General features: G+C 63.6%; 1 protein-coding gene. It reads left to right on the plus strand.

Annotated elements, in window-relative coordinates; genetic code table 11:
* Positions 1-269, plus strand: a 269-nt coding sequence (locus GHN86_RS23230; protein WP_194286579.1) for a transposase, incomplete at both ends; no start/stop codon positions are given.

A 269-nucleotide genomic window follows, 5' to 3' on the forward strand; every position in this document is an offset into this window, starting at 1 on the left:
GCGTATCTATGCACTGGCCGCCGGCTACGAGGATCTCAACGATCATGACGGCCTGCGCCATGACTACGCGCTGCAGACTGCGGTCAACCGCCTGCAACCGCTGGCCGGCAAATCCACTCTGGGGCGCCTGGAACAGCAAGCCGATCGCGAAACGGTGGTGCAAGCCCATCGCCTGCTGTGGGAGCACTTCATCGCCCAGCATGACCAGGCGCCGGCTGAGATCGTGCTCGACTTCGATGCGACCGATGTGCCGGTGCATGGTGATCAGG

It is taken from the genome of Pseudomonas helleri (assembly GCF_009600315.1).
Lineage (GTDB): Bacteria > Pseudomonadota > Gammaproteobacteria > Pseudomonadales > Pseudomonadaceae > Aquipseudomonas > Aquipseudomonas helleri_A.